Below are 26,744 nucleotides of genomic sequence, written 5' to 3'. Positions count from 1 at the left end.
GCTCCCCGTCACACTATCTTCATCAAAATTACCCACAATGCTGTGCTGCACGTCGTGATTGTGACAAATCGGACTTGTTTAGCTTACAGCTGTTCGCTAAAGTGAACGGCAATTTTTTTCGGACTTAACATACATGACTCAGAATAGCTTTACAAAAGAAGAATTAATCGCTTGCGGCGAAGGCCGTTTGTTTGGTCCTGGCAACAGTCAGCTCCCTATCGGCAATATGCTGATGATCGACCGTATCGTGCACATTTCAGAAGAAGGTGGTAAATACGGCAAAGGGCAAATTGTCGCTGAGTTCGATATTAATACTGATCTGTGGTTCTTTGGCTGCCATTTTCAGGGTGATCCGGTAATGCCTGGCTGCCTGGGTTTAGACGCCATGTGGCAGCTGGTGGGCTTTTTCTTAGGTTGGTCAGGAGGCCCGGGTAAAGGACGTGCTCTGGGTGTGGGCGAAGTGAAATTTACCGGTCAGATTTTGCCAACAGCGAAAAAAGTAACCTACACCATCGATATGAAACGTGTGATTAAACGTAAGCTCTTTATGGGGATTGGCGACGGTGTGGTCAGTGTCGACGGCCGCGATATTTACGCCGCAGAAGAGTTAAAAGTTGGCCTGTTTCAGGACACCTCAAGCTTCTAACTAGCCATTATTCGATAGCCACAACAGCAAGTTGCTTCAACAACAAAGCCCGCTATTGCGGGCTTTGTTGTTGATTAAATTTCGTTAAGAAACAGCGGCCGGGTTGTTATTCGGTATTCGGTCAGAGCTGACGCTGTTCTGTCCAAATGAAGTAGGCCAAAAACAACAAACCCCACCGAAGTGGGGTTTGTGTTGAGCGACGCATCAGGCGTCGGGAAGGATAAGATTATTGGCCTTTACTAAAGAGCCCCACTCCACGGTCTTCCATCGCCTCGCGGTAACCCCCTAACCATTGCGAGCGCGCATCTAAATTCTGATACGGACAAATTTCTTTAGAACGGCCTGTTACACCAGCACGGTAACCTTGAGCATGAGCACGTTCCAGACGATCACGTTTTTGTCTTTTCATACGGCAGTCTTCCTCAACTGTATTATTGGAGCACAGCACTTTTTCAGTCACCTGAAATAAGCCTGTAGTTAATAGATAGCCCCAGTACCGGAAAGGTTCAACCAAAGAAAACAGGAATAAAACTTGACAAAATATAAGCGGCTGAACTTCATTACAATTTGATGAAAAAAAAATTAAATTTTTTTTCTGTTTTAGTGGCGTTTTCTGATTTTGCAAAATGAGTCCGCTAAAACCCCCTGGTAGCCCGGGTAAAATCCGGCACAACATCGCGGTTGGCAAACAACAGCCTCAGCGCAGCATAAGAGTGATGTCATGACGTCGGCTCAGGCTTTAGCCTTTAACAGAAAGCAAAATTTGAGGCGTATTCAGCGAATGGAGTAATAACAGAGTAAAAACTGCAATATCGGCAAACCCAGCTAATCAACAGCAGATTGGCGCAGGCATAAAACCGGCGCCAATCTGCATTAAACAGCTTAATACACTGATAATTAAAACATTAACGCAGCACGCGTCTGCGCAGAAGACCTGCCAGCGCTAATAAAGATAACGCCACCATACCTGTGCTACCGCCTTTACGCTCGTAACCCGCATCTTCGGCTGGACTACAGTTGTCGATAGTCCCGCCAGCCACCGGATTTAATTGCACCGCTACAGCAACTTCTTCACGCACCACATTGCCGGCACTGTCTTTGACCACATTGCCCTGACTGTCCTTTTTATCAACAGCTTTGACTGCTGTGGCCAGAATCACATTTTTTTCGTTAATATCCATCGCTGACACTAGTGTATAACCGGCGTCACATTTGAGCATGGTATTGAGGTTGGTAAATTTATCTGTGCTGATGTCGTATAAAAACGCCACATTGCGGCGGGAAGAAGACTGCTCAGTGTATGCCTCTGTGGTACCTACTACCAGATTATTGTCGTTTAACGCTTCCGGAATGGTATTGGCTGTTGCAAACAATGCATTCGGGAAACTCACGGTTTTACTGTTGTAGTCATAAACAAAGAGTTTTTGTGCAGTTCGCGACTGGGCATAGGTATACCACTTTTGCTGCGCCACACCGACAATGATGTTTTTATTATTCACATCCACAGCGTTGCTGAATTCCCATTCTTTTGCATCAAGCAGTGGTTTCACCTCAGAGCCGCTAAATACAGTGGCTTGAGTGACGGTATAAATCTCATCGCGAAAGCTAAATGGGCTAAAACGAATGTCAGTGCTGTCGGTGTAAATAGAACTGCCGACAATCAGGCCAGCGTCATTAACTTCATTTGGTATGGACGTGTACTGCACTGCCGGGTAATCAGTTCTGGTATGGGCCAGGCCGGTATTTTTATCACCCAGGTAACCTAACTGTACCGGAGCAGCCGGTTTACCATTGGCATCCAACTGCCAAGCCAGGCCGTTATTAATATAAGCCATACTCTGCGGACTGCTGACAATGCTGTGATAACAGAGCGCAACAGGTTCAGTTTTACCAACACATGCGGTAGTGATGGCACTGATGGTGGCATCTGTCATCGAAACGCTACCATAACCCACCACTTTGCCATTGTTACTAATAGCCCGGGCTACTGAGAAACCACCACCATAATTGGTATAAAGTGGAGGCAAAGTTTCAGTCACGCCATTGGTCATGACAGTGCCCAACACATAACCTGGTTGCGGCACCCACAATCTCTGCGCCGCCGGGTTGGGTGTTGTTTCGGTCACTGCCGGGGTAAAACTCTGTACACTAAAAGGCGCGCTGGCATAACCTGCAATTTGCCCCAAATCATTGATATCGGTCAGATATTCATAGTTGGTCTGAACTGGTGCTGTTTCTCTTAATTTCAGCAGTTGTTTGTTATCTAAACGGCTGGCAAAAGCGTCACTAAAACGTTGTGCCTTATAGTCATTGACAGAAGCCTGCAGATAGTTCAGCAGGGCCGTTTGCGCCTTGTCATTAATATTGCCTTTTTTGACTTCTTCAATTTCAGCAGCAGTCAGGGCCGAGGTAATGGCTGAGTTGGTAAAATCAACATAAGTTAAATCCACAGGGAAATTAAACTGACCCGTTATAGTACCCACTGCCTGATTACTGTTATTGATTGCCGAAGAAAAACTTGATTTGTAACCGTCGACAGGACCAAGTTCAACAACCTGGTAGACTTCAGCCTGAGTCGCAAATACCGATAAAGCCGGTAACATTGCGAAAAAAATAGGCGTTAATTTCATTCAAATCCCCTACTACTGCTGGTTTAATGCTTCTAATTGTTCCCAACGCTCGTATGCGTGCGCCAGCTTCGACTCGGTCTGCTGCAATTGGTTCAATATAGCTGTGGTGGCTTCGGCGCTTTGCCGGAAAAAATCTGGATCATTGACCTTGCTTTGCAGGCTGCTGAGTTCAGCATCCAGGCTTTCAATCAAAGCAGGCAATAATTCCAGTTCGCGTTTTTCTTTATAAGATAACTTCTTGGTATTTAATGCTGAAGTTGCTGCTGCAGTTTGTACCACAGGTTCGGCTTTGATTTCAGCAGAAACTTGTGGTTTGACAACTGTTTTCGTTTGTTGCTGATAACGCTGCTGATAGGCAACTACGTCGTTATAGTCGCCGGCAATATCAATAATTTTGCCTTCACCGGCAAACCACAAAGAACTGGTGACTGTGTTATTCACAAATTCCCGGTCGTGGCTGACCAGAATCACAGTGCCCTGATACTGCTCCAGAATGTCTTCGAGCAGTTCCAGCGTTTCTACGTCCAGATCGTTGGTCGGTTCGTCGAGAATAAGTAAATTGCTTGGTTTGGCAAAAAGCCGCGCCAGCAATAAACGGTTCTTTTCACCACCGGATAAAGCCCGCACCGGGGTACGGGCGCGTGCTGGCGCAAATAAAAAGTCCTGCAAATAACTCAGCACATGACGGGTATTACCGTTTTGGGTAATTTCCTGACGGCCATCGGCCACGTTGTCCTGCACTGTTTTGTCTAAATCCAGCGCCATGCGGTGTTGATCAAAATAGGCGACTTCTAAATTGGTGCCGCGTTTGACTTCACCGGATTCCACCTGATATTCGTCCAGTAACACTTTGATCAGGCTGGATTTACCGACACCGTTTGGCCCAACTAACGCAACACGGTCACCGCGCATCAGTAACAGATCCAGATCGTCCATTACTTTTTTGCCATCAAAGGACAAATTCAGCTTTTTACCTTCAAACACCAGCTTGCCTGATTTAGCCGCCTGCTCGATGGCAAAATCAACTTTACCCAACTGTTCAACCCTGGCCGCCCGCTCTTTTCGCAGCTCTTTTAACGCCCGCACCCTGCCTTCATTACGGGTACGGCGGGCTTTAATGCCCTGACGGATCCACACTTCTTCTTCGGCCAGCTTTTTATCAAACAAGGCGTTATGCGACTGCTCAACTTCCAGCATTTTTTGTTTACGCTCCAGATACTCAGCGTAGTTGCCAGGATGTGAGGTTAAAATGCCACGGTCTAAATCAATAATGCGGGTAGCCACAGCGCGGATAAAAGCCCGGTCGTGTGATACAAAAATAATGGCGCCGCTAAAATTAATTAAAAACTGCTCCAGCCACTGAATAGCCGCCACATCCAGATGGTTAGTCGGCTCATCGAGCAGCAGAATATTGGGTTTTGCCACCAAGGCACGGGCTAAAGCCGCTTTACGCAGCCAACCGCCAGAAAGTGACGCCAAAGTTGCTTCGGGGTTCATTTCGAACTGTTCGCACAGTTGCAGAATACGGGCTTCCAGCTGCCAGCCATCACGGGCGTCCAGTTCGGCCTGTAACTCGCCAAAATGGTGCATCTGGGCATCTGTTGCTTCGCTTAAATGGTCAGATAACTGATAAAAATCATGCAGCTTTTGCGCTAAATCACCGGCGCCTTCACGGATAAAATCGGCAATTTTTACATCCACCCGTGCTGGCGGGTCTTGCTCCAAGCGGCTTAATAACACATTGTTTTGCTTAACTATCTGGCCATCATCTAGATTCTGCTGACCGGTCAGCAATTTCAGCATGGTGGATTTACCGGCACCGTTGCGGCCGACTAAACACACCCGCTCACCGGCGAATAAACTAAAGTCGACTTTATCCAGCACAGGGTTGGTGCCAAAAGCTAAACTCGCTTGCTGAAAACGTAATAATTCCACACTCTTATCCTTTATTACTGTGAGTTTTGACAAAAGCCGTCAGGGCATCCAGGTCAAAAGGCCAGTACAAATATTGTTGTTCTATTGCAACCACCGGAATATGCAGCCGAAATGTGGCAAAAGCCTGCTCGTCGTCGACTATATCAACCAGCTGAAAATTGACAGCGGCCTGCTTAAGTAGCGCCTCGGCCTCTTCACACAAATGGCAGCCCCAGGTGCTGTATAAAGTCACTGCTTGCATCAGGCTGCCCGTGTCAGTTCAAAACAAACATGAATATGCACATTACGTTTAAAATCTTCCGGCAAACTGGCAGCGGAGATATCTTTGATCTGCCAGCCGGCTTGTTGTAGCGCGTCGTAGTCCAGCTTAAAACGGCGTTTGTTGTTGGAGAAGATCACCTTGCCGCCTGGCGCCACCAAAGTCGTCAGCATATTCAAAAGTTTTACATGGTCACGTTGCACATCCCAGGTATCTTCCATCCGTTTTGAGTTGGAAAAAGTGGGTGGGTCTACAAAAATCAGATCAAACTGGTTTTTACAGCCTTTAAGCCAATCCAGCACGTTGTCCTGTACAAACTGATACTGTTTGCCACTGAGCTGATTTAATTCAAAATTGCGTTTGGCCCAGTCGAGGTAAGTGTTAGACATATCAACAGTGGTGACATTACGAGCGCCACCAAGGGCTGCATGCACTGAGGCTGTGCCGGTGTAGGCAAACAGGTTTAACACCGCTTTGTTTTTACTTTGTTGTTGAATAGCACGACGGGTCACGCGGTGATCCAAAAACAAACCGGTATCAAGATAATCACGCAGGTTCACCCAGAACTTAGCACCATATTCGCTAACCACTTTGTACTGACCGGCTTTGGCCAGCACCTGGTACTGCTCTTTGCCTTTTTGTTTTTCGCGAACTTTCAGCACCATTTTGTCGGCCGGAATACCCAGCACCTTGGGTGTTAAATTCACAATATCAAATAAACGTTTTTGTGCTATCTGCTCATCAACATTAGCGGGCGCTGCGTATTCATGGATCACCACTTCACCGTCGTACCAGTCAACGGCGACGTTATATTCCGGAATATCAGCATCATACAAACGATAACAGCTGATATTCTCGCGTTTGGCCCACTTTTCCAGTTGCTTCACGTTTTTCTTTAGTCTGTTGGCAAAAGAATCACTTTCGGCAAAAAACTGCGCTGGCGCTGCACTGTTCACCTGCACCTGTTTTTCGGTGAGATCAAACAAGCTAAAGTCACATTCCAGCGGACCGTTGTTAAACTTATAGTTTTTCAGTTTGGATAATTTCAGCGCCCGCAATAAGTCGCTGTTGGAGGTGATAACCGCCAAACGCCAACCGGCAAAATGTTGTTTTAACCTAAGCGAAAATTCGGCATACACCGGAATAAGCGCAGGTAAATCACTTAACCGCTCACCATAAGGCGGGTTGGTCACAATCACACCTGGTGTCAGGCCTTCAATAGCTTCAAGCCTGGTGGCATCACCTTGTTTTAGCTCAATTAAATCACTGAGCCCTGCTCTGTTGGCATTTTGCCGTGCTTTTTCCAGCGAGCGGCTATCCAGGTCAAAACCAATAAAACGCACACCAGGTTCAATAGCGCGGCGCGCCGCTAAAGCGTCGGCACGCAACTGGTGCCATAAAGAGGCGTCAAAATCCTGCAGTTTTTCAAATGCAAAATGCGGACGTTTTAAACCAGGCGCCAGATTACGGGCCATTAAAGCCGCTTCAATTAATAAAGTGCCGGAGCCACAAAATGGGTCGAGCAGCGGCTGGTTAAACTGCCAGCCGGAGCGAATAAGCAGTGCTGCCGCCAGATGTTCTTTTAAAGGCGCTTCGCCCTGCTCTTTACGGTAACCACGCTGATGTAACGAAGGGCCGGAAAAATCCTGGGCAAAATAAAAATGGGTGCGCTCCATCCTCAGCTGAAAACGGACATCAGGCTCCAGCCTGTCCACATTGGGTCTTTCGCCGGTTTTATTGCGAAATTGGTCGCAAATCGCATCTTTCACGCGCATAGCGCCAAACTGGGTGTTATCGATAGTTGGGTGTTTGCCCACACACTCCAGCGCTAAGCTTTGGTTCACCTTCATATACTGCGACCAGTCAATGGCGCTTGCGACCTGATAAACATCACTTTGTTCATCAATAGCCACAGCTGCTATCTGGCGCATGATCCGGGTGGCCAGCCGCGACCATAAACACAAACGATAGGCGGTTTCGGTCGTGGCGGTAAAACGCACCATACCCAAACCCAGTTTTACAACTTCACCGCCATGTTGTTTAATTTCGGTGGCTAACACTTCTTCAACCCCTTTCGAGGTTAAGGCCCAGAATTCCTGCATATACACTACCTTTTGGCAAATTGGCGCGCATTATAGCAGAAGCTTTGTTAAATCCGCCGTGCGTTTTTGCGCTTCACGGCTGCATTTGGTGGCTAATTTAGTTGGGATCAGCCAATAAAGCAGCAGATTGCCGATTAAAGCAGCAGTCAGTTGCAAAATAGCCGCTAAATCAAAATTGTGACTTGCCATCAGCAGTTAAAAACCATAAGATGCGCCCCGCAATGACGGACGCGGGATGGAGCAGCCTGGTAGCTCGTCGGGCTCATAACCCGAAGGTCGTCGGTTCAAATCCGGCTCCCGCAACCAACTTGCTGAAACTTAACAAGGTTCAGACAATAAAAATCATTGCAGTAGAACAATTACATTATCTGCTCAAATGTAATTTTCGGACGCGGGATGGAGCAGCCTGGTAGCTCGTCGGGCTCATAACCCGAAGGTCGTCGGTTCAAATCCGGCTCCCGCAACCAACTTAAAAGCCGACTTGATGTCGGTTTTTTTGTATCTGAAATTCAGGGTTGTATCTGTACTTTGGTACTCGAAATAAATAACCCGAAGGTCGTCGGTTCGCTCTCAAAAAAACCGGGCGACTCCAGCAACCAACTTAAAAGCCGACTTGATGTCGGTTTTTTTGTATCTAAAATTCAGGCTCACTGCTTCACCACCCGAAGATCGCCGGTTCGCTGTCTAAAACACCGGGCGACTCCAGCAACCAACTTAAAGGCCGACTTGATGTCGGTTTTTTTGTATCTGAAATTTGGTAATGACAACAGACATGCCGAACAGATAACCCGAAGGTCGCCGGTTCGCTCTCAAAAAAACCGGGCGACTCAAGCTGCCAACTTAAAAGCCAGCTTGATGTCGGTTTTTTGTAACTGAAATTTGCAGGTTCTACCCGCCATTTGATGTTCGCAATAAACAAGCGGAGCGTTGCCGGACCGCTCAAATAAAACGTCTGCTGCGTTGGGTGCAAAACGTCACCTCAATTTACCGGAGACATTCGTTTTTCCGTTTACCCAACGCATTGCCAAATGCATCGGGTAAAACAAAGCCCCTGTTTCAACGAAGGGGCTCAATCAATTTAATGCAGCCTTGATTTATCGAAGCTCTTTGACAGGTCTAAAACAATTGTAATCACCATGCAAACCACCATAATTGCAAAATTTAACAGAGCCCGTTGTACCAAAAAATACATGGAAAGTGGAACCCTTCGGTACCGATTTATCGTTCTTCCAGGCATCAAATGTACTTGCATAGTCCTTAAACTTAATTACTTTGTTTAACTTTCCACTTTCAAAATTTTCCTCTTCCGAAAAATAAAACTGGCCAGAGAATTTGTAGTCCTCCCCAGTAACTAATACTTTATGATAGGTATACGATCCATCTTCACGAAGTGTTAATTGCTCACCAAAATCACTTATGTATATACCGTAAATGATTACCCCATCTTTTTTACTCTCTGCAAGCGAATCCGAAACTGCCCTAGAAAAAATATTGAGATTTAATAAAAATGAAGCCGCCAACGAACATGCCAGCAACGTCCCAAATACTATAATTTTATTATTTGCCATTAAAAGCCTCGCTCCAATGGTAATTCCAGATAAAAGTTCTAAATGGGCCAGAATCTGTATAACTATTTGCAAAATATGGAGTCATTGAGCTCCACGAAGTTGCATTTGATGCTCTAACTTGCATTCTAGTGGTTGAAGTTATATAAGCTTTCTCAACACTGTAGCTGCCAATAAAATGCTGATCCCAATCAAAATTATTATTAGGTGACCAATTTGAATTCACACCCAATGTTGAGTTAATTCGTGATTCAAACCATCCACCAACATTGCCGAAGAAATTTTCACCAGCTTTATTCATAGCCCTATAACCACGTGGATCATATGCTTCCAACATATTGCCACCTGATACTATTGCTTCAAGCATATTATTCATCCATTGATTGGTGTGCTTGATAGGGTAACTGAAGTCAAACCAAGCTCCACGGACATTTTCTAGTGAAACGGATGGGTCAACTGAGAGCTTTTGCCTAACGAAGTCGATTGACTCTGTGCCAGATAAAGCATCAATAATTGGGCCATCAGTAAACGTCATAGATGGATATAAGACACCATTAATTTTTTCAAACTCTGTACTTTTTGGATTGATACCTGTCGCGAAAATATCAAACATGACTTCAAACCGGTCAACTTTAGATAACTGGTTAAGCATTTGAGTATCAACATTTTCAAGATATGCTCTGTAGCGCTCGTCGCCACTTCGCCCGGCAGTTAAGACACCGGCTAATATAGTTCGATCTTCAATCGATGCCGTTCCATTGATCAATTTTCGCAACTGTTTTGAATTAAAATCTTTAAGTTTTTCTAAAGAATTCGAATAAGTATCGTAGCGCTGCTTTCTTGAAGCATCATTTACAATAAATCCTGAATCAGCCCCCCTCAAACGGTCAAAACCATTCGATGGAAGCTGCTGTATCATGTCTTGCATTCGCCACTCTGCAAGCTGTTCACGCTCAACTCGCAGATTGTCCGCACTATGACTAATCGATGTCGGCTCGCCATTGGCATCCACACCAGCCACATAACCTTTTTGGCCATCGACAGTGATTTCATCACCGATTTGGTAACCTTTCGGCTGGCTGAGTTTGGAGACAATCGAGTTCCCCAACGCATTGCCAAAAGCATCGGATAGAACAAAGCCCCAGTATAGGGGCTTTGTTCTATCCAGAATTATTATTTATAGCTATTTGCTGGTAACAACTTGTTTTCCACTCAAGTTATAGCCATCTAAACATTCAGAATAATCTGAACTACTATCCAACCTATGACCATATCGAAATAAGTCATCCAACAATGAGTAATTTAAATTTACATCTTTGCTAAGTAACAAATCACCAAGCGTTTTATCAAAGTCAGACTTATTTAGAAAACTTTTTAAAATTGTTTCATCCAGCTTCAAAACATAATAAACAGGACTATCGATATACACTCTCATAGGTTTATGATTGCAAACTATATCTTGAGTTGGCAAACCAATCGCTACAAGGTAACCAGACAAAATCTGATAATCAAACAACGCTGGCTCGACAACAACCTTATCATACCGACTTACAAACCACTCACCTGTTCCTCGGTATTTTATATCGTACCCCCAACCAAGCCTAATTTCATCTTCAAAGAAAACAAACAAAAAAAATAAAATCCCAGCGATGGCAATGAGCATTTTGACGCACTTTATCACTTTAACCCCTTATTTCTTGGATACTTAGTTAGATAAGACGCATATGAATCAGCATATGAAGGATCAACATCAAGTTTCCAAGGAGCATAATTCTTCCTACCATACATTAAATCGTTATCATTGTAAGTATATTCAATATGATAAGGTTTTCCGTTAGGAGAATGCTGCGAGTACGCGATGTGATTTAACTGATTCCTACTATATATGATAGTAGAATCAAGCAGACCAGCACCACTCGGTATTGTCTGATTCAGTGTGCCATTACCTTCTAGGAAATCATAATCGCCGTCAAAAATTCGACCAGCTGGGCTCGTACCTACACTTCCATGAACTTTTAAACTATCTAATGGAAATGGTGTGACCATCGGACCTACTGTTCCAATTACACGACCATCGACTCTGAGGACAAAATCGTCAAGGCCTCTATCATAAATCTCCTTTGCCATTCGATAAGAAAGCTCTTCTCCTTTAGCCAGATATCCTTGGCTAATCACTTTATCAGTACGTTCTTCGAGTTTAAATATTGCATTTGGATCCGTGAGCAATGTAAACGCATCAATGTGTGCAGTTAAAATAAAATCACCGTGCTTAAACCCAGCCATCGTCACCTTTTCGCCAAATGACATCGCATTCTTTGTTTCATTGTATCGCTGCTGGTTAATTACATCGAGTTGACGTGACGTTTGCAGTTGTTGCTGTTGCTGCGCTCTAACTCCAGAACGTACCGAACTTACAAAACCACGGTTATAACCATCGTCAAATGCCTGTTGGGATTTCTGCTGGATAGTCATCACTTGTGCCGCATACTGCATGCTTAAATCCCGTGCCGGGCTGTCGCCAAGGAAGTCCGATACCGCATCCAGACCGGCACTGTAATCAATCAGCGCTGTGTCTTTGCCATTGGATAACCTAAAGCCGGTATGCTCTTCACCGCGTAATGTCACACTGGTACTGCGACCATCCGCAGTGGTCGTGACAGGTTCAACCACAGCGCCCCGCTCTCGGGCGTAAGTTTCAAGCTTGATGGCTTCAACTTGCCTCGGTGAAGCTCCACGGCGTTTGGCTTGCTCTGCTGCAACTTCTGCTTTCTTTTCCGCTTGCTGCGGTGTGGCTGGCATCATTGACGAAACTATCGAGTTACCAATTGCATTGCCAAATGCATGCAGTAGGTAGGGTCGTCATACCAACATTTGCAACCAAGATTCACCGGTTTTAAACGGTGTGCATCCGTCGTACTGATACTTTATATATTGATTATCAACTAAAAATTGAGCTGAATAATGCACGTATTGTTAACCTGTTGGCAATGTTTTAATGTTTCGAATCTTTCGAGAGCTGCGGTTCATTCGGTCTTAGCAATGTCCGCTTTAAGGTCAAAGCGGACGTTAACTGCATCACAAACTCATGGCAACTCCTGGTACAAAGCCACTTTTCGACGAAGTGGTACTTTGCATAAACGTGGTGGTGTGATTCACCTGCAACAGGTGGTGAGGACAGGTTGTAATGAGGTGGGAAATTAAATGCAAATATCCGTTGGATGCAGATGCTAACTCTTCATACTTGCTCGCCAGTTAAAAAAATACCCCGCCAGTGCGGGGTATTTTTAATTAAAACTTACAGACTTAAAACTGATACTTCAAACCCAGTGAGGCGGTACGGCCATTAATAGTACGGGCACGGATAATACCGTTGGCCGGCACTGAGCCCTCTTCTGCTTCGGTTAAACCAACTTTGTCAAAGAGGTTGTTAATATTCACTGACAGATCAAGGTTTTGCGCCAAATTGTAGCTGGCAAAGGCGTTGACCTGCGCATAACCACTGAACTTCAGGTCGTTATTATCCTGCGCATAAGCGTCACTGCTGCCAATAATGCTGAATCCCAGCTGGGCTTTTTCCAGGTAATAACGGGCCAGCAGGCTATACAACAGATCCGCCTGGCGCCGTGGTTTATTACCGACCAGCTCCGGATTTAACGCATCTTTGCTGATTTCGGCATCGGTCAGCGTGACAGAGCCGCGCAGTTCCAAATCACCTAAGCGGTAGCTGCTCTCCAGCTCCAGGCCTTGCGCCTGATAAACCCGATCAAAAAAGCGCTGGCTGGTCGCTTCAAAATTCTGCTCTTCGGTTTCGGCGTAAAAGGCCGTCGCAAACAGATTTAAATCACCATGACGGCTTTTACTGCCAAATTCATACTGAGTCACTTCATCAACGGCATCTTCTTTGGCCACGCTGCCATCGGCATTTACCTTGCCGAATAACAAACGATCCGCATTGGCACGGCCACCCTGACTGACACGGGCAAACAGCGCCCAGTCTGTCTCAAGCTGATAGTTGGCGCCGGCGGAATAGGAGTTATAACCCCAGCTATAGTTGACCAGGTTTGGCTGGGCCAGATTGATACCGGACACACTTTGCTCAACACGGCTGATTACGCCGTCGTTATTCATATCCCGTGCACTTTGTGCAGCGCCAGCATAAGTGCCGGACGCATCACCATTATCACGACGCACACTGGCGTCCAGTGACAAGCTGCCAAAAGCCCAGCTCAAACCGGCATAAGGCGCTTTTATGCTGTAGCTGGTATCGTAATTACGCTGACAACAATTGCCCCAATAGGGCACGCCATAAGCGACTAAACCTTGTTCGGAAAACGCGGTGCCATCGGCAGCAGTCACATTCAAAAGCTCAGCATTGTCCCCTTTGAGTGCCATCAGATAACTGTTCCACAACCAGGACATACTGATGTTCTGGTCGGCAACATAATACCCAAGGTTAACATCCACATCGCCAAAGCTGCGGGACAATTTCAGATCATTGACGATAGAACCAAAGTCATTGAGCTCAACATCAAAAGTATGAATACGCATGGCATTTTTTGCGTTATAGGCCTGACCCGCATTTGGCCCCACAGCGTAACTCAGTGCTGCCCCAGCGCCTGCAATACTGTTTGCCATTTGTTGACTATCGCCAACTTCTGCCGGGAACAGGGTGATAAAATTGCCGCTGATATCGCTTAAACGAAAGCGGTTTTCCATGGTCCAGCCTTCCGGCAACTCAAACACAGCTTCAGCACCCACACTGTTCACCTGTGGGTTCATACCGTCACGCACATCACCGCGGGATATTTGATTATCGCCGTTAAGGCGCACAGTTTGGGTTAAATAGGCCGACTGTAAAGTGTCACGCTTTGCATCAAAACCGGCAACCGAGCTGCCATCCGCCAGCATCGGCATTGGCATGTAACTGGCGGCTTTGTCGTTCAGGTGTTTCAGATATAACCGTACATAACCGCTGTCAAATTCGCGGGTCAGGTTGGCTTTGAGCTGATAACCGCTTTCGCCCTGATAACCCGGATCCCTTACACCTTCGCCCTGCCGGACAAAACCACCGATATGAAAGCGGGTTTCTGCATTGATATCACCACCATATTCAAAGTCGGTGCGCAAAGTGTCGTAATTCAGGCCATTGGTTAAGGCGATACTGCCGCCTTCGTTTTCACCGGTTTTACTGACAAAATTAATAATACCGCCGGGTGAATTGCTGGCGGCTGTGCTGGCTGACCCACCCCGGATCACATCCAGACGGGCTAAGGTGGCGTCAGATCGCAAAAAGATATCGGCATTCCCAAAGGCGATATCGCCAAATTGCAGTACAGGCAAACCATCTTCCTGCAGTGCTAAGAACTTGGCACCGCCCGATGCAACAGGTAAACCGCGCACGGCAATATTGGCATTGCCTTCACCGCCGGTCGATTCACTGCGCACGCCAGGCAACATACGGAAAATCTCCGCCGTGCTGCGTGGGGTTGCCACTTCAATATCAGTGGGCGTTAAAGTGCTGACCGAGACGCTTGATTGCATCACAGTTTGTTTACGGGCAACAGCGCCTGTCACCACAATACGCTCAAAATCAAGGCCTGCACCGGCTGCAGGCTCAGACTGAGTTTTACTGTCATCGGCAGGCTGTGCCTTTGACTCATTCTGTTGTGCCTGTGCATAACCACTGCCCAGGGCCAGGCTGACCGCCAGCGCAAGATAAGCAGGTTTTATCTGTTGTATTTTCATCGTCTAGCTCCCGTGTTGATTGTGCTATCTCTTTGACTGGACAGCTCTTTTATTAAAAACTTAATCGTTTAAGTCTATTAAACCGACAACATCGATCTGACTTATCATTTTAGGTATCAGGTTATGATTGCCGGCGGTAATCGAGCCGGCGTTTGGCCGGTTGTGCCAGGTAGTTGTAAAGCATGGCCGCCGCAAGCAATGCCGAAAAAACAGTGGCAAGATAAAAACCGGCACTGACATCGGCCGCTAAATCTCCGATAAGCGCCATCAGCGCAGGTGCCAGCGCTGCTGATAAGGCAGTAAATGCCAGGATCAAACCGGCAACAGCACCGTGTTGCTGACGGCCAAAACAGCTGATGCCTTTGGAATTTAACGTGGGGTAAATCATTGACATAAAAAGACCGGACAGCGGCATTAACCAAAGTGCAACCGCTTTACCGCCGAGCATACTAAAGAAAAAACAGGCAAAGATGGCCAGGGTGCAGCTTGCCATCACACTGCTCCAGCAAAAATGTTGCAGGATAAGTCCGGCGACAAAACGCCCGGCGGCACGAAGCATAAAAAACAGCGTGATGGCATGCGTCGCAACAACAGCAAAACTGCCTTGATAATCGGCCAGCAGAGTCGGCAACCAGACAAAAATAGCCACTTCACAGCCCACATAAAGTGCAATGGCCAGGGAAAAACCCAGTGCGTAGCGATCTTTTAATAAAGCCAGTGACTGACGCAGCGAAACCTGTTCGGCAGCGGCCTGATAAGGCGGATATGGCAATCTGGCCGCCATAATGACCAGTACAGTGCACAACAAGCCGGCAACCAGATATAACTGTTTCCAGTGTATTGAAGCAGCAATCATTACTGTCACTAATGCAGGACCTGCGATAGCGCCGAGTGCAAAAAAACCTTCCACTTTATTCATGGTTCTGGTGTGGCTTAAGCTGTCAGGGCTGATATCGCCGATAAGGGCCAAAGCAGCCGTTTTAAAGATGCCGATTGCCAAACCACAAATGCCCATCAGCAGGATAAAAAACAGCGCATTGTCGCCGGCAGTAAAAGCATAACAAGCGCCAGCATACAAACTCAGACCCACGATAATCAGACTTTTGCGCCCCAATTTATCTGCCAGCCGCCCAAGGAACAGTCCGGCCAGGCCAATGGCCACCATAGGAACGTAATGAAAAGCACTGGCCTGAAATAAGCTCAGTTGGTATTGCGCCATGGCCTGAGGAATAATGACGCCAACTGCGTCTGTGGTCATGGCAAAAACAAAAAACATCAGATAAGTCATCCAGCGCACCTGGCGCTGCATCTGTTCTGTCGCCTGTTGTGTCGCCTGTTGTGTTGCATCAAGGGTGCCATCGGCAGAAACAGCGACCCCATGCGTTTTACTTGTCTGCATTTTATTCCCCGTGGTTACAGCAGGCTGGCCTTCATTCCCCATCCGGTTTAGACGCCTGGTGACAGTGCTTTGTACCTTCGCCCTGTAATTATTCCCTCGGGGCTTGACAAAGTTGCGTGCTGGCTTAAAGCTATATCTTAATCGTTTAAGATGCAAATATTTTTTTAGGAAGCGCACAATGACCCATGCTGTACAGACCAACCAGATCCAGTTAATCACCTATGTTGATAGATTAAGTGGCGGAAAAATAACAGATTTACACAGGCTACTTCAGGGGCAACTGGCCGGCTTGTTTGATGCTGTGCATTTGCTGCCGTTTTACCCGCCTATTGACGGTGAAGACGCAGGCTTTGACCCGACAGACCATACCGCAGTGGACAGCCGCTTAGGTAGCTGGGCTGATATTGAACGTCTGGCGGCCGATTACCCCATTATGGCGGATATGATTGTTAATCATATGTCGGCGCAGTCACCGCAATTTCTGGATGTCCTGCAACAAGGCGAAAGCTCCCCCTACTGGCCACTGTTTTTAACCCGTGACAAAGTGTTTGGTCAGCAGCCGGATCAGGCTCAGCTCGATGCCATTTACCGGCCAAGGCCAACCCCCTGCTTTACCGATATTCGCTTAGCCAATGGTGACACCAAAGCATTCTGGACCACTTTTACCGCCAATCAGATTGATATCGATGTAACTTCCGCTCAGGGTGAAGCTTACCTGCAGGCCATTTTGCAGCGTTTTACCGACCATGGTGTTAAATATATCCGGTTGGACGCGGCTGGTTATGCCATTAAAAAAGCCGGCAGCAGTTGTTTTATGCTGCCTGAAACCTTTGAATTTATTGAAAAACTGTCAAAACAAGCCAAGGCGCGTGGCATGACCTGCCTGGTTGAAATTCATGGTTACCATAAAACGCAGATAGAAATCGCCAAACGCTGTGACATGGTCTACGACTTTGCGCTGCCCCCCCTGGTATTGCATACAATTTTCAGCGGCAACGCTCAGGCATTAAAAACCTGGCTTGATATAGCGCCACGCAATTGTATTACCGTGCTCGACACCCATGACGGCATTGGCATTGTTGACGCTGCCGATTATCAGGGCGAGCCCGGACTTCTCACCGATCCGGAGCTGGATAGTCTGGTCGAAAAAATCCATCACAACAGCTGCGGCAGCTCAAAACTGGCAACAGGCAATGCTGCCAATAACGTTGATTTGTATCAGGTCAATTGCAGTTTTTATGATGCACTGGGCCGTAACAATCAGCACTATCTGCTGGCGCGCGCTATTCAGCTGTTTTGCCCTGGCATCAGCCAGATTTATTATGGCGGACTGCTGGCGGCGGAAAATGACGTTGCACTGTTAAAGCAAACCGCGGTTGGCCGTGACATTAACAGGCCGTATTTTGATGAGACCAGCCTGCAGCAGGCACTGCAAAAACCAGTGGTGCAAGCTCTAATAAAACTCATCAAACTGCGCCGAACCCTGAAAGCTTTTGAGGGTGACTTTAGCCAGACTTTAGCGCCCGACCTGTATCAGCTGAACTGGCAGCACGGCGGTCATCGGGCCAGTTTAAGCCTGACACTGGATAACATGACGGCCACGATCGCCTGGCAACATCAGGGACAAGCGCCACAGCAACTGCCCCTTGCCGATTTGCTGGCGTAACAAGCCAGCTGTCTCGGTGGCAAAGCCTGCCCACAAATTAACTGCTCTCCCCCAGCCTGAGCTCGTAAGGTAACAGCTGGGGGCTATCATCACCGGACAAAAATGCCCGCACCGCGGCCTGGCCCTTGGCATCGCTGAACTGCCAGACAGTGCTCAAAGTCGGGTGATAGCGTAAAGTTTCTTCAATGCCATCAAACCCAACCACTCTGAGCTGATCCGGGATCGCAATACCTTGTTGTAACGCTTCGCGCATGGCACTGAGTGCAATTAAATCACTCATACACAGCAGCACAGTGGGTCTGGGTTCTAATGCCAACACCGCTTTGGCAGCAAGCTGGCCATAATGCTGATTACTTTCGGGCAAGTGCCAGAGATATTCGGGCCGCAGTGTTACACCGCACTCGGCCATGGCTCGCAAATATCCATCCAGCCTGCGGTGGGCAATCGAACTTTGGTTGTCCCACATCGGAGCTTGCAGCACGGGACGACTGTCTTGGGCGTCAATCAGCCGCAAACCTAAAATGGCAACAGTGTCTGTGGGCTTTAACACCGCAAGCGCACTTTGATAGGCCGCCTGCTCATTGTCGATATTGACGGAGGGCCGGCCGGGCAAATCAAAATCAACGCTTAACACCCGCTTTGGGCTGCGTATTAATTGTTCAATCAGTCCCAGATTGCGTGGTGCGCCATAACAAATAAAACCATCGACAAAATCACTAATCGCCTCTAAGTTTGCACTGCTGCCGGAAAACAATAATAAATGCAGTTTATGCCGCTCCAGCTCTCGGGTGACCCCTCGTAAAAACTGACTGGCAACAGGGTCGCTGACCATATATTCCAGCGAGTCAGATAAAATCACAGCCACAATGCCTGAACTACCGGTACGCAACGACTGGGCTGCTTTGTTTGGGCCAAAATATCCAAGCTCGGCACAAGCGCTGAGTATTTTTTCTCTAAGCACAACAGACAGCTGATCGGGCCTGTTAAAGGCATTGGAAATGGTGGCCGTCGACACACCCAGCGTTTTTGCCACACTTTTCAGCGTTAATTTACTCATGACCCGGTCACTTCAGGCTTTCATCTTAATTGATTAAGTTATATGATTTTTAAACAATAGCCAACCGCTGGTTCTGGCTGAGCTGACTGTCACAGGATACTACTATGCTTGCTGTAATTGGAGAAAACGTTGTTGACTTGTTGCCTGACGCCAATGGTTTATACCGGGCCTGTCTGGGTGGTTCGCCTTTTAATGTCGCCATAGGGGCGGCCAGACAACAAATTCAGGTCAGTTACATTTCACCTTTGTCAGAGGATAACTTTGGCCGACAGTTTGCTGATTATCTGCGTGAACATGGTGCTACCTACGGCCTGGATAGCTTCAGCAGCTGTCCAAGCTCGCTGGCACTGGTCAGTATCAACGAGCAGCTGCAGCCTCAGTACAGTTTATACCGCAGTGGCATCGCAGATCGTGACATCTGTGCCGACAGGCAAATAGCCGCTTTGCCGCCAACTTGCCAGCTGCTGCATTTAGGTTCACTGGCGCTTGAAAGCGAAGACGCCCCCCGCATCCGGCAGGTGGTTGCAGCGGCAAAAACGCGCGGTATTCAAATTGCACTCGACATTAATGTGCGTCTGAACGCGGTATCTGACCCTAGGGCCTATCGTAGCTTTGTGCTTGAAATGATTCAACAAAGTGATTTTATTAAAGCCAGTGACGAAGATTTGACGTTGCTTTTTGCCGCTACGGCACTAGCCGATGCTGTCGCTGAAATCAGGCAAACTGCACCCGCCGCTCTGCTGGCGCTGACTGAGGGCGATAAAGGCGCAACGATTTTCTGGCAAAATCATCAGATTCGATTACCCGTGATAACTGCAACCCCCTTTGTAGATACAGTGGGCGCTGGCGACACTTTTTGGGCCAATTTGCTCTCTGCACTGTTAAAGCTGGGTTTACCTGACGCGAGACGGTGTAATGCCTTGCAGCTGGAACAATGTTTAACCCGGGCTATGCTGGCAGCAAGCTTAAATATTGCCAGCAAAGGCTGTAACCCGCCCACTCTGGCACAACTTGATCAGGCGATGGAAAATTACAACCCGAGTAAAGTCTGACTCTAGCGATTGATTGTTTTGGCAGCAGTGCCACACTCTATTTCGACATCATAGACGCCGGTATCAATCCTACCGGCGTTTTGCCCTGAGGTTAAAATAACTGTATTAATTAGACTGTAAATCAAGGTTTAACTTTGGCCTGACAAGCGCTGTCACAGCAGCTTGTTTTGTCTTGTGGTTGTGGTGGCAACTTATCCAGCACCACACCGTCCATTTCCAGCATTCCTTTAAACACTCTGAATAAAATTTGGAAAAACATCACCAGGCTCCTTGTTGCCGATTGCGACCTGCGTATTGTAAGTAGCTATTGTTACCTTGATTAGACAGCAAGCCAGAGATACATTGTTTCCTAAAGGAAACAATTAGCCAGATATCTTACTGGTATCATCCACTGCTGCTGTTTAACACGGGGTTACAATGTCGTTATTACAAAGACTCAGCGATATGGCCATTTTTGCCAGGGTGGTAGAAAGTGGCAGTTTTACTCAGGCTTCTATTGCGCTTGGCATGTCCAAAGGGGCTGTCAGTAAAGCCATAGCCCGGCTCGAACAACATCTGGCAGTGCGTTTATTACAAAGAACCACCCGCCAGCTCAGACTCAGCAGTGAAGGTCAGGCTTTTTTTGCTTATTGTCAGCAGGTGGTGCGCCAGGCCGATCAGGCCGAGCATCATCTGGCTGAACTTCGGGATGAACCTGTTGGCAGTATCCGCATTAGTGTGGCCGTCACTTATGGCTCCACTGTGATAGCACCACTGATCCCTGAGTTGTTACAGCGCTATCCCAAACTGCAGTTAGAACTTGAACTCAATGACAAAATGGTTGATTTGGTGGCTGATGAAGTGGATTTGGCCATTCGTTTTGGCAAATTACCCAGTTCCAGTTTAATAGCCCGGCCACTAACCCATCTGCCGATAGTGCTGGTGGCATCCCCTGCTTATCTGGCAACACAGGGTGTGCCTCAGCATCCGCGGGATCTTTCCAACCATGCCTGTATCTCTACCGGCAGTGGCGGGCCGGAAACCAGCTGGGAGTTTCTGGAAGATGGCCAGGTGCTCAAAGTACCGGCCAGCGGCCCTTTTTATACCAACAGCAACAGAGCCGCCAAACCCACAGTGCTGGCTGGCATGGGGCTGATGTTTGTTACCCGCTATCAGGTGGAAGAAGAGTTGCAGTCTGGTTTGCTGGTGCCTGTGCTACCCGACTATATGCCAAAACCTTTACCCGTTCATCTGGTGTATCCACATCGCACCCATATGAAAGCCGGCCTGAAACTGGTGCTGCAATATTTGCAAAGCAAAATCGGCAGCGGCAATCAAAGCTGATTGCCGCAGTCTGGAGTAACTGTCTTTGGCGACATCCTTGTGTGACTTAATGCGCTTTGGCCACCGAATAATGCAACCAAAACAGCATCAATGAGGTGACAAGCCCCAATGAAGCAAAAAAAGTCCACATTAACATTGGCTGTTGCTGCTCTATCGCAAACAACTGATAAGCCCAGCCCGACAATAAACCGGCAAATAAATAACCAAGCGCCATAGCCACAAAATAATATCCCATATACATAGCTGTCTGATGGCCGGGTGCAATTGCTGCTACATATTCCTGACTTTTCGGCGATGCCAGCATTTCGCCAAGCGAAAATAACAACACAGCACCCGCTATCGCAAAACCACCAACAGGCAACAGACCACTGACACCAAAACAAAATAAGCCGGCACTTAGCACCAGGGTGCCGCCCACCAGAACAGGCAACGCCGGCATCCGTGCAATGGCCAAACTGATGGCAATTTGCAAAAGCACTATCAGCGCAAACCCGAGATTCACAATATATTCCGGATTCAGCTGCCGGTGCTGCTGTTGCCAGGCTGTGGCGAGGCTTGCGGCATCGGTTTGTTGTTGTGCCAGTGCCTGCAGTGCCGGCGCCAGCTCTTCGGTGGGAACCCGCACTTTGTAGTGATGCAAAGTCTGACTGATTTGCAAAAGACTCTGACTTTGCTGCTGATAAGCATCAGCAAGGCCGGGTAACAGCTGCGCCAGCTGCTTGATATCCACCACCGCCAGATAATCCAGCCAGGACGGCGCAAATTGCGCTATAGCCTGCACCAAATCCCGGGTATCAACAAAGTCGCGGATAAAAAGCGGTACTGTAATAAACAGCTGGTTGTAGATGGTCCAGAAACCGGTCAGGATCAATAAATACCAGACAAAAGCTTTATTGCCGACCTTCATCGGCGATGAATACCAGCGTGTTGCCTTAATGTTGGCAGCCGACAGCAACAGACTCCAGCTTGCATTGAGCGTGACCCACAAACCGGCAATCGCAGCAATTTGCCAAAAAACCAGCGCCGTTAAACTGCTGAACATTAACAGCAGCAACAGCGGCAGCACCATAATCGCCAGCCGGCCATTGCCCAGCACCAGCTGAATTTCCTGCAGTAGCGGTAAATCTTTGGTTTTGTTTGCTTTTTCGACATCTGTCAGCGCTGGCTCTTTGTACCAGAGTAAAGCCGGAATAAAGTTCAGGCTGATCCAGAACGCCGACATCACAAATACCCAGTCCCAGCTGATGGCGCGCACATAACCTGCAACCAATGGCCCGATAAAACCACCAATATTGACCATGGTATAAAAAATACCAAAGCCAAGGCCTCTGTTGCTGTTGTCGGTAGTGCGCCCTACTGTGCCCACCACCACAGGTTTAAAACAGGCGGCGCCAAGTGCAACGAGCAAAAACACCACAAAAAAAGTCCAGAATTCCTGCACCTGACCAAGCAGATAATAACCCGGTGTCATCAGCATAAAAGACAATAAAAACATGCGCCTGTAGCCATATCTGTCGGCCATGGCACCGGTCAGCACCGGCAATAAATACAGCAAAAACGGGATCATGCCCTGCACAAATCCCCGTTGTTGTTCACTAAAAGCCAGTCCGCCCTGACTTAACGGGCTGGTCAGATATAACGACGACAAGGTAAAAAAACCATACCAGGCCAACCGCTCAAAAATTTCCATACCATTGGCCAGATAAAAAGCCGCCGGAAAAGCACTGCGCGCGGTTTTTCGCTTTGCCACAGCAGCAGAGCCGGGCCCATCGGCGCGTGCTGCCGGGTGCTGGCCTGCAACCGGCTCTGTGGTCGATTCTGATATCAACATGCTCATCTGCTCTGCGGCTCCTTCGCGAGCTTGCGCTCATAGACCAAAGCGGCACAAAGCAAATCACTGAGCGCAGTGCCGACCGACTTAAACAAGGTAATGTCACTGTGGTTTAGCCGTGCGGGCGGCAGCTGAGTTCTGGTTTGCCCCGCAACAGGTAAATCACCGCCCCGGCACAAGGCCGCCAAATCGCCCTGAATTTGGCTGTCAGTAAAACAACCTTCAGCTATCGGCAACAACAGCTCGCCGGCTTCTCTGAGCACATTGTTTTTATCATCGACAAAAACCCGCGCTTGTTGCACCAAAGCACTGTCACATTCGCGTTTATCCACATTGTGATTGCCAAGTAAATCGACATGAGTACCGGCAGCAACAAGCTCGCCAAACACCAATGGCTCTGCTGAAGCTGTTGCACTGACAATGATCTGATGTGTTTGTTGTGCGCTCTCCACATCGTCGGCAATCTGAATATGCAGGTCAGGATACAGCGGCAGCAGCTCTGCTATCGCCTGCTCGCAAAGCGCCTTCACTTTGACGGCATTTCGCCCCCACAGTGTGATGTGACGAAGCGGCCTGATAGCCAGATGTGCCCGTAACAGCGGCATCGCCAGATTGCCGGTACCCAGCAATAACAAACTGCTCGCATCAGGTTTTGCCAGATGAAAGGCCGCCAGTGCCGACACTGCTGCGGTGCGGGCGCAGGTCACAGCTACACCGTCGATAAAAGCGAGTGGCTCACCACTTTCCCGCGCAAATAGCATCAGCTGTGAATGCAACACCGACCGGCCTTTGGCCGCGTTTTGCGGCAAATAAGTAAAAGCTTTGACACAGAGATAACGTTCATTCCAGGCCGGCAACAGTGCAAAAGCGTCGTGCTGACCTGCCGACAGTGGATACAACAGGCGCGGCGGTGCGGTAAATTCCGCAGCAAAACCCCGATGCAAGGCCTGAATTAACGACGGGTAATCGAGGAACGCGCTGACTTGCGCACCATTGAGCATCAGCATGGCTACAACCTCTCTGGCAATTCAAATTGTTTAGCGGCTTTGGTTAAAATACGGCAACCTTCTTTGGTTACCAGCACGTCATCTTCAATCCGGACGCCACCAAAGTCGGTGATATAAATACCGGGTTCAATAGTGATCACGGCATTTTCCGGCAATAACTGCCGGCACAAAGGGCCGAGAAAAGGCTGTTCGTGCAGCTGCAAACCCACCCCATGACCAAGACCAGGCCCGGCATCTTTGGCAAAAGGCGAAGCGGCCAGCACATCGGCGGCAATGTTATTCAGTGCAGCACCGCTGATACCGGCACGCACTGCGTCAAGCGCAGCCCGCTGCGCGTTAAACACAGCGTTGTACATTTGTTGTTGCAAAGGGCTGGCTTTGCCGCAGACAAAACTTCGGGTCATATCTGAGCGGTAGCCATTTACCACAGCGCCAAAATCCAGCACTATCAAGTCGCCTTTTTTCAGTCTTTTACTACCAGGCAAGGCATGAGGTAAGGCGGAACGTTCGGCAAAACCCAAAATAGTGGCAAAAGAAAAATCTTCAGCGCCGGCCTTTTTCAGCTGATATTCAAGCTCAGTGGCAAATTCCCGCTCACTGACCCCCACCTGCAACAGCGGCAGAGCACGCTCCAATGCCAGATCGGCAATGGCCGCAGCCTGTTCAATCTGCACCACCTCCCATTCATCTTTCACCATACGCTGCGCCGCCAGATGCGGCGGACAAGGACTAAATTCAATCAGGCCGTTGCCTTCACAAATGGCTCGCCATTGCAGCACACTGATATCACTGTCTTCGAACCAGACCCGGCGTGCTTTAAATTGCAAAAGATGTGCTGCAATCACCTGCGCCAGGCTTTCGCGGTCACGGTCACGGCAATAACATTTCAACTGAAGCTCTGCCGGCGCCTCCTGACTTGCCTGTGCGATAAAACGATAATCGGTCACCAGCACCACAGCTGAGGGGCTGACAATGGCCATCAGCGCTTCACCGCTGTAATTAAATAAATAACGCAAATTCACCGGCGAAAAAACAAGCGCCGCATCCTGACCGGCCTGCACCATCTGATAGCGAAAGCGGCTTAACCTTTGCGCAAATTGCGGCGCGCTCATCTTGCCGGCAGCTTTGTCTGCGCTGCTGTATGTGCGGTTATCTGCATTGTGATTTGTAAAGCCAGGCTCAGCTTTCATTGGAATAGTGGTGTTCATCGGAAAATAAATCCTTCTGCAACAGGGTCAGCCGGGTCAAACACAAAGTTCTGAATTGCCGTAACATAAGCGGTGCCGGCCACCTGAGGGATCACCGCCTGATAAGGGCCATAATTACAAAGTGATTGAATAACCACGCTAAACTCGGAGCCGACAATACTTTCAATCCGGATGCTCTGTCCCGGCTCCAGCTTGCCTTGTTGATGCAACAAAGCGGCAAGTCCGGACACGCCACTGCCGGTTGGACTGCGATCAAGTTGGCCATCGGCAAATACACAAACGTTGCGCTGCGCTACGCCGTTTTTTGCCGAAGGTGCGGTAAAAATCACGCCATATAACAAACTCAAATCATCGGCAAAAGGATGTTGCACCGAGATTTCAGCCAGCAGCTGCTGCTTAATCAGCTCGCCGTAACGAATAATTTGCCTGTGATTGCTGATATCCAAATCAAGGCCAATAGCCTGGGCCTCCACATAAGCGTAAAAAGCCCCGCCATAAGCCAGCTGATAAGGCACAGCGCCTATGCCGGGTACCTGCGTTTGCTGATTGGCGGCCAGGACAAATGAAGGCACATTGTCGAACCAGCAGCGCTGCACCTGGGGCTGCACTGCATAGTTGTTATCCGACTTGCTTTGAGCCGCCGGCGCCAGTTCGGCATACAGCTGGATCTGACCGCAAGGTGCATCCACCTTAAAGCGTGTTATCGGATAAGCGGCTGGCACCACACCGGCTTCCACCGCCACTTTGGCCAGCGCTATCATGGCATGGCCACACATGGTGCTGTAGCCTTCGTTGTGCAAAAACAACACCCCAAAAGCACTGTCGCTGCGTTCAGGCGGCAGAATAATACAGCCATACATATCGGCATGGCCTCTGGGTTCAAACATCAGGGCACGGCGTAAATGGTCAAAGCGTTGCTGACAGTCACGCCGCTGTGCCAGCACAGTGTCGCCGTGAAGGGCTGGAAAACCTGAGGTCACAATCCGCAGCGGTTCGCCACCGGTATGACAATCTAAACAACTGATCTGCTGCCAGTCTGAAGGCGGCTGCCATAAAGCAAATGCATTTTTTGACACACAAAAGTCCTGTAACAAAGCTGATTCCGATTGAATAAGAATATTGTATACAATATATTTGAAGGGAAATAAACGGCTTTTGCCAAAAAATAGTCAGGACACCCAAACCACCAGCAGCAAAAATTGCTGAAGGATGCGAGGCAATAAAACGCGCTACCACAGGCTGTTTGTGCTTTGTGCTTTGTGCTTTGTGCTTTGTGCTTTGTGCTTTGTGCTTTGTGCTTTGTGCTTTGTGCTTTGTGC

At 48.2% G+C, this 26,744-nt stretch carries 21 protein-coding genes and 2 tRNA genes; 6 read left to right on the top strand and 17 right to left on the bottom strand.

Annotated elements, in window-relative coordinates:
• Positions 1–133: 133 nt before the first annotated feature.
• Entirely contained in the window at positions 134–646 is a 513-nt protein-coding gene (fabA, locus tag N3Z11_RS06880; protein WP_260656428.1) for a 3-hydroxyacyl-[acyl-carrier-protein] dehydratase FabA, read from the top strand.
• Positions 647–872: 226 nt separating this feature from the next.
• Here the strand turns inward: fabA and rmf are convergent, their stop codons facing one another.
• From rmf to rlmKL, 5 genes are all read right to left on the bottom strand, one after another.
• Positions 873–1,055, bottom strand: coding sequence for a ribosome modulation factor (gene rmf / locus N3Z11_RS06875; RefSeq protein ID WP_260656427.1), 183 nt, complete (start codon positions 1,053–1,055; stop codon positions 873–875).
• Positions 1,056–1,551: 496 nt separating this feature from the next.
• Positions 1,552–3,276: a DUF3466 family protein gene (locus tag N3Z11_RS06870; protein ID WP_260656426.1), complete on the bottom strand. Its 1,725-nt coding sequence runs from the start codon at positions 3,274–3,276 to the stop codon at positions 1,552–1,554.
• A 12-nt stretch (positions 3,277–3,288) separates the two neighbouring features.
• On the bottom strand, positions 3,289–5,211 hold the full coding sequence (locus N3Z11_RS06865) for an ATP-binding cassette domain-containing protein (RefSeq protein WP_260656425.1): 1,923 nt from the start codon (positions 5,209–5,211) through the stop codon (positions 3,289–3,291).
• 4 nt (positions 5,212–5,215) lie between these two features.
• Positions 5,216–5,452 carry a glutaredoxin family protein gene (locus N3Z11_RS06860; RefSeq protein ID WP_260656424.1) on the bottom strand — a complete coding sequence of 79 codons (237 nt, stop codon included), beginning with the start codon at positions 5,450–5,452 and terminating at the stop codon, positions 5,216–5,218.
• Entirely contained in the window at positions 5,452–7,572 is a 2,121-nt protein-coding gene (gene rlmKL, locus N3Z11_RS06855) for a bifunctional 23S rRNA (guanine(2069)-N(7))-methyltransferase RlmK/23S rRNA (guanine(2445)-N(2))-methyltransferase RlmL (RefSeq protein WP_260656423.1), read from the bottom strand. Before rlmKL ends, N3Z11_RS06860 begins: the two co-directional genes overlap by 1 nt.
• Before the next feature lie 229 nt (positions 7,573–7,801).
• Here rlmKL and N3Z11_RS06850 point away from each other — a divergent pair.
• Positions 7,802–7,878: transfer RNA gene (locus N3Z11_RS06850), tRNA-Met, on the top strand.
• An 84-nt stretch (positions 7,879–7,962) separates the two neighbouring features.
• Positions 7,963–8,039: transfer RNA gene (locus tag N3Z11_RS06845), tRNA-Met, on the top strand.
• 627 nt (positions 8,040–8,666) lie between these two features.
• Here the strand turns inward: N3Z11_RS06845 and N3Z11_RS06840 are convergent.
• From N3Z11_RS06840 to N3Z11_RS06815, 6 genes are all read right to left on the bottom strand, one after another.
• Positions 8,667–9,140: a hypothetical protein gene (locus N3Z11_RS06840; protein ID WP_260656422.1), complete on the bottom strand. Its 474-nt coding sequence runs from the start codon at positions 9,138–9,140 to the stop codon at positions 8,667–8,669.
• Positions 9,130–10,245, bottom strand: coding sequence for a hypothetical protein (locus N3Z11_RS06835; RefSeq protein ID WP_260656421.1), 1,116 nt, complete (start codon positions 10,243–10,245; stop codon positions 9,130–9,132). The genes N3Z11_RS06840 and N3Z11_RS06835 overlap by 11 nt, the downstream gene beginning before the upstream one ends.
• A 75-nt stretch (positions 10,246–10,320) precedes the next feature.
• Positions 10,321–10,800: a hypothetical protein gene (locus N3Z11_RS06830; protein ID WP_260656420.1), complete on the bottom strand. Its 480-nt coding sequence runs from the start codon at positions 10,798–10,800 to the stop codon at positions 10,321–10,323.
• 14 nt (positions 10,801–10,814) lie between these two features.
• Complete coding sequence (locus N3Z11_RS06825; protein WP_260656419.1) at positions 10,815–11,939, bottom strand: hypothetical protein; 1,125 nt, start codon at positions 11,937–11,939, stop codon at positions 10,815–10,817.
• A gap of 501 nt (positions 11,940–12,440) precedes the next feature.
• Entirely contained in the window at positions 12,441–14,882 is a 2,442-nt protein-coding gene (locus tag N3Z11_RS06820) for a TonB-dependent siderophore receptor (protein ID WP_260656418.1), read from the bottom strand.
• Positions 14,883–15,003: 121 nt separating this feature from the next.
• Entirely contained in the window at positions 15,004–16,281 is a 1,278-nt protein-coding gene (locus tag N3Z11_RS06815) for an MFS transporter (protein ID WP_260656417.1), read from the bottom strand.
• A gap of 178 nt (positions 16,282–16,459) precedes the next feature.
• On the opposite strand from N3Z11_RS06815, the gene gtfA reads away from it, so the two are divergent.
• The gene (gtfA, locus tag N3Z11_RS06810; protein WP_260656416.1) at positions 16,460–17,947 is read left to right on the top strand and encodes a sucrose phosphorylase; all 1,488 of its coding nucleotides are present in this window, start codon (positions 16,460–16,462) and stop codon (positions 17,945–17,947) included.
• Between the two features lie 37 nt (positions 17,948–17,984).
• Here gtfA and N3Z11_RS06805 read toward each other — a convergent pair whose 3' ends face one another.
• Complete coding sequence (locus N3Z11_RS06805; protein ID WP_260656415.1) at positions 17,985–19,004, bottom strand: LacI family DNA-binding transcriptional regulator; 1,020 nt, start codon at positions 19,002–19,004, stop codon at positions 17,985–17,987.
• Between the two features lie 104 nt (positions 19,005–19,108).
• On the opposite strand from N3Z11_RS06805, the gene N3Z11_RS06800 reads away from it, so the two are divergent.
• A complete protein-coding gene (locus tag N3Z11_RS06800; protein WP_260656414.1) occupies positions 19,109–20,056 on the top strand; it encodes a PfkB family carbohydrate kinase in 948 nt (315 codons plus the stop codon).
• Between the two features lie 121 nt (positions 20,057–20,177).
• On the opposite strand, the gene N3Z11_RS06795 is transcribed toward N3Z11_RS06800, so the two are convergent.
• On the bottom strand, positions 20,178–20,315 hold the full coding sequence (locus tag N3Z11_RS06795; RefSeq protein WP_260656413.1) for a hypothetical protein: 138 nt from the start codon (positions 20,313–20,315) through the stop codon (positions 20,178–20,180).
• 158 nt (positions 20,316–20,473) lie between these two features.
• Here N3Z11_RS06795 and N3Z11_RS06790 point away from each other — a divergent pair, with 158 nt between their 5' ends.
• On the top strand, positions 20,474–21,379 hold the full coding sequence (locus tag N3Z11_RS06790; protein ID WP_260656412.1) for a LysR family transcriptional regulator: 906 nt from the start codon (positions 20,474–20,476) through the stop codon (positions 21,377–21,379).
• A 46-nt stretch (positions 21,380–21,425) separates the two neighbouring features.
• Here N3Z11_RS06790 and N3Z11_RS06785 read toward each other — a convergent pair whose 3' ends face one another.
• From N3Z11_RS06785 to N3Z11_RS06770, 4 genes are read right to left on the bottom strand one after another with little or no spacing between them, the layout of a single operon-like run.
• Positions 21,426–23,216 carry an MFS transporter gene (locus N3Z11_RS06785; protein ID WP_260656411.1) on the bottom strand — a complete coding sequence of 597 codons (1,791 nt, stop codon included), beginning with the start codon at positions 23,214–23,216 and terminating at the stop codon, positions 21,426–21,428.
• Positions 23,213–24,217, bottom strand: a complete 1,005-nt coding sequence (locus tag N3Z11_RS06780) for an ornithine cyclodeaminase family protein (RefSeq protein ID WP_260656410.1) — start codon at positions 24,215–24,217, stop codon at positions 23,213–23,215. Before N3Z11_RS06780 ends, N3Z11_RS06785 begins: the two co-directional genes overlap by 4 nt.
• Before the next feature lie 2 nt (positions 24,218–24,219).
• Complete coding sequence (locus tag N3Z11_RS06775; RefSeq protein WP_260656409.1) at positions 24,220–25,425, bottom strand: M24 family metallopeptidase; 1,206 nt, start codon at positions 25,423–25,425, stop codon at positions 24,220–24,222.
• On the bottom strand, positions 25,422–26,501 hold the full coding sequence (locus N3Z11_RS06770) for a proline racemase family protein (RefSeq protein ID WP_260656408.1): 1,080 nt from the start codon (positions 26,499–26,501) through the stop codon (positions 25,422–25,424). Before N3Z11_RS06770 ends, N3Z11_RS06775 begins: the two co-directional genes overlap by 4 nt.
• Positions 26,502–26,744 lie beyond the last annotated feature (243 nt).

Origin of the sequence: Rheinheimera sp. 4Y26 (genome assembly GCF_025245835.1) — a bacterium.
GTDB lineage: Bacteria > Pseudomonadota > Gammaproteobacteria > Enterobacterales > Alteromonadaceae > Pararheinheimera.
This window is presented reverse-complemented; position numbering and strand designations above follow the sequence as displayed.

Excerpts from the sequence above, each read along its gene's own strand:
- N3Z11_RS06870 (WP_260656426.1), bottom strand. The coding sequence starts at position 3,276 with ATGAAATTAACGCCTATTTTTTTCGCAATGTTACCGGCTTTATCGGTA.
- N3Z11_RS06785 (WP_260656411.1), bottom strand. The coding sequence starts at position 23,216 with ATGAGCATGTTGATATCAGAATCGACCACAGAGCCGGTTGCAGGCCAG.
- N3Z11_RS06840 (WP_260656422.1), bottom strand. The coding sequence starts at position 9,140 with ATGGCAAATAATAAAATTATAGTATTTGGGACGTTGCTGGCATGTTCG.
- N3Z11_RS06795 (WP_260656413.1), bottom strand. The coding sequence starts at position 20,315 with ATGTTTTTCCAAATTTTATTCAGAGTGTTTAAAGGAATGCTGGAAATG.
- N3Z11_RS06825 (WP_260656419.1), bottom strand. The coding sequence starts at position 11,939 with ATGATGCCAGCCACACCGCAGCAAGCGGAAAAGAAAGCAGAAGTTGCA.
- rlmKL (WP_260656423.1), bottom strand. The coding sequence starts at position 7,572 with ATGCAGGAATTCTGGGCCTTAACCTCGAAAGGGGTTGAAGAAGTGTTA.
- N3Z11_RS06805 (WP_260656415.1), bottom strand. The coding sequence starts at position 19,004 with ATGAGTAAATTAACGCTGAAAAGTGTGGCAAAAACGCTGGGTGTGTCG.
- N3Z11_RS06860 (WP_260656424.1), bottom strand. The coding sequence starts at position 5,452 with ATGCAAGCAGTGACTTTATACAGCACCTGGGGCTGCCATTTGTGTGAA.
- N3Z11_RS06830 (WP_260656420.1), bottom strand. The coding sequence starts at position 10,800 with ATGCTCATTGCCATCGCTGGGATTTTATTTTTTTTGTTTGTTTTCTTT.
- rmf (WP_260656427.1), bottom strand. The coding sequence starts at position 1,055 with ATGAAAAGACAAAAACGTGATCGTCTGGAACGTGCTCATGCTCAAGGT.
- N3Z11_RS06800 (WP_260656414.1), top strand. The coding sequence starts at position 19,109 with ATGCTTGCTGTAATTGGAGAAAACGTTGTTGACTTGTTGCCTGACGCC.
- N3Z11_RS06820 (WP_260656418.1), bottom strand. The coding sequence starts at position 14,882 with ATGAAAATACAACAGATAAAACCTGCTTATCTTGCGCTGGCGGTCAGC.
- gtfA (WP_260656416.1), top strand. The coding sequence starts at position 16,460 with ATGACCCATGCTGTACAGACCAACCAGATCCAGTTAATCACCTATGTT.
- N3Z11_RS06780 (WP_260656410.1), bottom strand. The coding sequence starts at position 24,217 with ATGCTGATGCTCAATGGTGCGCAAGTCAGCGCGTTCCTCGATTACCCG.
- N3Z11_RS06775 (WP_260656409.1), bottom strand. The coding sequence starts at position 25,425 with ATGAACACCACTATTCCAATGAAAGCTGAGCCTGGCTTTACAAATCAC.
- N3Z11_RS06790 (WP_260656412.1), top strand. The coding sequence starts at position 20,474 with ATGTCGTTATTACAAAGACTCAGCGATATGGCCATTTTTGCCAGGGTG.
- fabA (WP_260656428.1), top strand. The coding sequence starts at position 134 with ATGACTCAGAATAGCTTTACAAAAGAAGAATTAATCGCTTGCGGCGAA.
- N3Z11_RS06815 (WP_260656417.1), bottom strand. The coding sequence starts at position 16,281 with ATGCAGACAAGTAAAACGCATGGGGTCGCTGTTTCTGCCGATGGCACC.